The organism is Caballeronia sp. (assembly GCF_049581465.1).
In the GTDB taxonomy this organism is placed as follows: Bacteria; Pseudomonadota; Gammaproteobacteria; order Burkholderiales; family Burkholderiaceae; genus Caballeronia.
In genome coordinates, this window is sequence record NZ_JBAUSA010001072.1 from 1 (window position 1) to 5,610 (window position 5,610).

At 60.6% G+C, this 5,610-nt stretch carries 5 protein-coding genes and 1 pseudogene; 4 read left to right on the forward strand and 2 right to left on the reverse strand.

The features are described 5' to 3' along the window. Window positions 1-115: 115 nt before the first annotated feature. A complete protein-coding gene (locus tag WCA53_RS26235; protein WP_423917382.1) occupies window positions 116-1,675 on the forward strand; it encodes a hybrid sensor histidine kinase/response regulator in 1,560 nt (519 codons plus the stop codon). Window positions 1,676-1,679: 4 nt separating this feature from the next. Here the strand turns inward: WCA53_RS26235 and WCA53_RS26240 are convergent, their stop codons facing one another. Beyond that, a complete protein-coding gene (locus WCA53_RS26240; RefSeq protein WP_423917388.1) occupies window positions 1,680-2,531 on the reverse strand; it encodes a pirin family protein in 852 nt (283 codons plus the stop codon). 23 nt (window positions 2,532-2,554) lie between these two features. Then, window positions 2,555-2,980 (reverse strand): DoxX family protein, encoded by a 426-nt coding sequence (locus WCA53_RS26245; RefSeq protein WP_423917393.1) that lies wholly within the window; start codon window positions 2,978-2,980, stop codon window positions 2,555-2,557. A gap of 768 nt (window positions 2,981-3,748) precedes the next feature. Between WCA53_RS26245 and WCA53_RS26250 the strand changes: the two genes are divergently transcribed. The 3 genes and pseudogenes from WCA53_RS26250 to WCA53_RS26260 form a co-directional block, all read left to right on the forward strand. Next, entirely contained in the window at window positions 3,749-3,985 is a 237-nt protein-coding gene (locus WCA53_RS26250; protein WP_423917399.1) for a hypothetical protein, read from the forward strand. Further along, complete coding sequence (gene mdtN / locus WCA53_RS26255) at window positions 3,982-5,031, forward strand: multidrug transporter subunit MdtN (RefSeq protein ID WP_423917396.1); 1,050 nt, start codon at window positions 3,982-3,984, stop codon at window positions 5,029-5,031. Before WCA53_RS26250 ends, mdtN begins: the two co-directional genes overlap by 4 nt. Next, window positions 5,012-5,610, forward strand: a pseudogene (locus WCA53_RS26260) (FUSC family protein); the annotation flags it as partial. The gene mdtN and the pseudogene WCA53_RS26260, both read left to right, overlap by 20 nt.

A 5,610-nucleotide genomic window follows, 5' to 3' on the forward strand; every position in this document is an offset into this window, starting at 1 on the left:
TAACCCATAGCGCACTGAGCGTGGTGGACAATGTCGGCCATTGTCCGCACCTGAGCGCGCCGAGCGCATGCATTGACGCCACCGAAGCGTTCTTACGCGGGTTGGCCCTCTAGCGATGGACAGCGCAAAGAGGCTGCTGCCAGCCCTCAGTGACGTATTCGAACACGCCCCGTGCGGACTGCTTACAACCACGACCACGGGGCTCATCGTCCGCGTGACCGACACGTTTTGCCGATGGACCGGTTTTGCTGCAGACGACCTTGTCGACAAACAACGATTTCAAGATCTGCTGACGGTGGGTGGAAGGATTTTTCACCAGACCCACTGGGCGCCCCTGCTTCAATTGCAGCGCTCGGTTGCCGAAGTGAAAGTGGACATCATGCATCGTGATGGAACGATCGTCCCGATGTTGATCAACGCATGCCGCCGTCGTTATCACGACACGGAATTCGACGCGTTCGCCATCCTGGTGGTCAAGGACCGTCATGCATACGAGCGCGAATTGCTCAAGGCCCGCCAACATGCGGAGCTTGCCCTGGACGCGAAGCGTGTCGCACAACAAGCACTTCAAGTGGCTGACCGGCGAAAGGACGAGTTCCTGGCCACGCTTGCTCACGAGCTTCGCAATCCGTTGGCCCCGATGCGCACCGTCCTTGAGTTGCTGCGGCTCAAGGAGTTCACGGACCCGCAAGTCTTGTGGTCCCGCGACGTCCTTGAACGGCAGGTAGGGCATATAACCCATCTGGTCGACGACCTGCTCGAGGTCTCGCGAATTACCGAAGGCAAACTCGTGTTGCGTCGGGAGCGCCTGAGTCTGGCAACGGCAGTGCAGCTTGCTGTCGAGAGTTCGCGCTCACTCATTGACGCCTCGTCGCACAAGCTCGTCGTCACTCAACCCACGCCCCCTATCTTTGTAGACGCGGACCCGACCCGGCTTTCGCAGATGATTCAGAACCTGCTCAACAATGCGGCCAAGTACACGCCCCCGCGGGGAAATATCTGGCTCAATGCAACGCAAGAGTCCGACCACGTTTTAATTTCAGTGCGTGACTCCGGCATCGGCATCCCGAAAGAGCAATTGCCGACGATCTTCGAGATGTTTTCGCAGCTTGCGCCCGCGCTGGATCGATCACAAGGCGGTTTGGGAATCGGCCTGTCATTGGTTCGTGCCCTCGCGCAACTGCACGGTGGCTCAGTCACAGCCAGCAGCGCCGGCGTTGGGTTGGGCAGCGAATTCGTAATCAAATTTCCTGTGTCAACTAGCGAGAGCGCGCTTGCAACTGAGGCGGTCTTGTCGAGCGTTGCGCAACAAACACAACGTCGTATCCTCGTCATCGACGACAACGAGGATGCCGCTACGAGTCTCGCCATGCTGCTGGAGGCCGAAGGCCACACGGCGTGTACGGCAGGCGATGGCAGCAACGGACTGCGGTTAGCGGCTGAATTCGAGGCTGACGCTGTGATCCTGGATATAGGGCTTCCCGATATCAATGGCTACGAGATCGCACGGCTGTTTCGGCAGACGCCTTTCGGGGCCAACCTGCTGCTCATTGCACTGACTGGATGGGGACAGGAGCAAGATAAACAGGAAGCCAAAGCAGCGGGCTTCGACTTTCATTTCACCAAGCCCGTCGACGTTGGTCGCCTTCTGGACGCGCTGGCTCGACGGACTTAGGACATTACCCGATGCGGCCGCGGCGACGCAGTTGTGCTCCAATCTCCCTGATCCTGGCTTCCCCCGCGCGCAACGTCTCCGGTGACGTATGAACCGAGTAATAGCCAAGCGCCAGATTGTGCGGATGGGGGACCGCGGAACCGAGGACGAACTCCACATCTTCGTCGGCTGTGAATGCCAAAGCGTCTGCGGATTCGTCAAACACGACAAGCTCGTTGGCGATGTGTTCGTCGGCGATCAGTAGGGCGCCGCGTTGAACACTTAGCCAGGCGACGTTATGGCCGGCCGGCGGCGTGTACTGCCACTGTTCGCCAGCCGCAAGCCGCACGAGCAGGTAGTTGATGCCTGCGGGTGCGGGTATCGGACTTTCGACGTTTTCATAGCGGCCCAGGATGACGTGGGCCGGACCGGTCTGAGCGATCTCACTCGCAGATAAATACTGGCTAAGGGGCTCGCCTAGTTCGAGCTCAGGCGGCAGCGCGACCCACAGCTGATAGCCCCTTACCGGTCCATCGCCTCTTGCATGACCATCGTGCCACACCCCTCTCCCCGCATTCATCCACTCGACGCCGCCGGCTGGCATGACCCCTGAGGCGCCCGTCGTGTCTTCATATTCAACTTCACCTTCCAGCAGCACGGTCGTCGTGGCGAGGCCGGAATGGGGATGCATGGCAAACCGCATTCCGGTGTCCACCGAGCTATCGAAATAGTCTAGAAAGACAAAAGGTTTCAGCATCTCGCCAAGGTCGGACGGGCTGACCAGCCGCTTGACGGGACCGTGTTGCCGGCCTGCCGTGCGCGTGATAATGGCGCGGCCGCCCCGCAGCGAAGTGGAACTATGAGCAAGTGTTTTCATATGATGGCCTCGACAAGTCCGTTTTAATAGCCCGCATTCAAAGGCGAAATTCGCAAAGCTACGCGATTGGAGCGCGCGTCCAGGCTGAACGCGCCGGCACCGAACCAGGTGATCTGCAGGAGGCCACCGGCCATCATCACGATCTTGAGGAAGTGAATCATCTGGTTTTGATCGGCGAAGTTGTGGTGAAAGAAAATCGCAGTGACCACGCAAAACACGGCCATCGCCAGCGACACGACGCGTGCCCTGTAGCCCGACATCAGCAGCAGGCCGCCGCCCAACTCGGTCAGCACCGCAACAGCGAACGCGAGCGGCGGCACGGGCAGTCCCATGGCGGCAATATAGCCAACCGTCGCACCATACGCTGCCAGCTTGCCCAGCCCGCTCACGACAAACGGCGCACCGATCAGGATGCGACCCAACAGCGGAAGAAATCTAAAACGTCCCATTGCGATCTCCTGAAATTAATTTGCGCATGTGGATGACGAAAAAGGGAATGATCCGGCGTCCGCCATCGAATTCCACTCAAAGGACTACGAATTGTATAGTTCCGTAGTCCTGGGTAAACGGCTTGGTATCCAACGCGGATTCATCACCCGCTTCACGAGATTTCCGCCCTGTCCAACGATTCTCAACGCCGGTGTGTGAGCAGGCGTGCGCCTCAGTTTCCTGCCATTGCAAATGCGACGCTTGTCACCTGCTCGATCGGCCGAATTCAACGCGGATGTCAAGGCGAAGGCTGACGATGAGGGGAATACTATATTTGCAACGAACTCCAGCATAGATGCTGAATTGGAACGCATTGTTGCTGCGGATAGAACGATGAGGCGGGTTGAAGTCTGCTTATGAACCCAATCTGAAACCTGTGTTGTAAAGTTTTACAGACAATATATTTGTCGACATTAGCGAAATAACCACCCTTTAGCACACTTAACCACACGCAGGCACGATGCTTAATAACCACCACGCATAGCACACGCTTTTTTAATATACAAATGTCCGTGCGATATCGACGATTTGGCGAAAGTAAACACGTGCGAGAGCGGAAAACGTCGAAACGAAACTGACGCACTGGTAAAGTGCCCACGATTTCGTTGCTCCCATAACGTATTCCCTCACTTCGCCACGCCGCAATGCCGATCATGCCAAATCCTGGAGGCGCCCGCGCCTCGATCGAGCGCCGGACGCCGACGCTTCCTGCCGTCGCCGCACTGAGCATGACCTTGCAGGGGTGTACGCTGCGCGGTGCGCCGTCGTATGAAATCGCTGGCGCCTATTTCCCGCTCTGGCTGTTGAGCGCGGTAGTCGGGCTGGTTGGCGCAACCATCGCGTATCGGATCTCCGTTTCCACTGGATGGGCACAGGTCATCCCGGCTCAACTCTTCGTCTGCGTGGCCATCGGTTTGACAATCGCCGTGCTCTTCTGGCTTTCGGGCACCGGACAGCTCGTATGAAAACCGCCGGCAAGCGCCAATCCTCTGTCAGTGGCCGCGTCATCGCGGGCATCATCGTCCTGCTTGGCGTCGCGGCAGCTTGGTATGGCTATGACCGTACGAACCGATTTCCGTCAACGGACGACGCGACGATCGACGCCGACGTCGTGCACGTCGCGTCGCCGGTCGGCGGCCGGATCATCCGGCTAGCGGTGGAAGATAACCAGCGGGTCGCAAAAGGCGACGTCCTTTTCGAGATCGATCCCGTTCCGTATCGTCTCCTGGTCGCGCAAACCCAGGCCGACCTCGAACTGGCCCGCGCGGCGCTCGAAACGCGACGCAAGTCGATTGTGGGCGAGCACGCCAATGCGGTCATCGCCGGCGACCAGACGGGCAAGGCGGCGCACAACTACGAACTGGCATCGCGCACCGTGCAGCGGCTCGCGCCACTCGCGGCAAAGGGCTATGTGCCGGCCCTGCAGCTGGATCAGGCGCAAGTCGCGCAGCACGATGCGGCGTTGTCGCTGAAGCAGGCGCAGGAGCAGAAGCGGGCAGCCGCGCAGACGATCGGCGACGAAGCGGGCGCCGTCGCCACGGTGCATGCGCGCGAAGCTGCACTCGCGCTCGCGCAGCAAGGCCTCGACGACACCATCGTGCGCGCGTCGCAGAATGGCTTCGTCACAGGTCTTTCGGTGTTGGCGGGCGAAACGGTTGCACCGCATCAGTCGATCTTCACGCTCGTCCATGCCGACGAATGGTTCGCCGTCGCCAACTTCCGGGAAGGCGCACTCGCGCGGATCCAGCCGGGTGATTGCGCGACCGTCTATTCCATGATTGACCGGAGCCAGGCAATTCACGGCAAAGTGGTCGGCATCAGCGCGGGCGTGAGCGATTCCGACCGTATCAACCTGCCGCGCACCTTGCCGATCGTCCAGCAGTCCGTGAACTGGGTGCGGGTGGCCCAGCGCTTTCCCGTGCGTGTGCGGCTCGACGAGCCCGCTGCCAGGCTGGTGCGGGTCGGTGCGAGTGCGATAGTCGAGGTCCGGCATGGCGCAGCCTGCCGGTGATCTTGCCCGGCCGGGCACCGCCGACGTCCTGACGCTGCTTGCGCCCTATCCGGGGCGAGCGGAGATGGCAACCCGCATCGCGTTGATCTGCGCGCTGACGGTGTTCGTGACGAGCGCCTACGGCACGCCGGAAGCAGCGATTTCCGCCTATGTCGTGTTCTTCCTGAACCAGCCTGACCGGGTGCTGAGCGCGATAACCGGCGTGGCAATGGTGGTGCTGGTCACGGTGGTCGTCGGGCTGGTCATGCTGGTCGCCATGTTCGCGCTCGACGACCCGCTCTGGCGGATTACGTGCATCGCGGGGCTGTCGCTCGCGCTGCTGTTCGTGACGTCGGCGAGCAAGCTGCGGCCAGTGGGCGCGATCATCGCGATGATCGTCGGCTTTTCGCTCGACGAACTCGGCGGCGTACCGTTCGGCGAAGCGGCAACTCGGGCCCTGCTCTACGCCTGGGTGATGGTCGCGATTCCGATCGGCATCTCGGTCTGCGTCAACCTGCTAATGGCGCCGTCGCCGCGCAAGCTCGCCGGTCGCGAACTGGCGAAGCGCCTGCGGCTCGCGGTCCGCAGCCTGACCGAGCC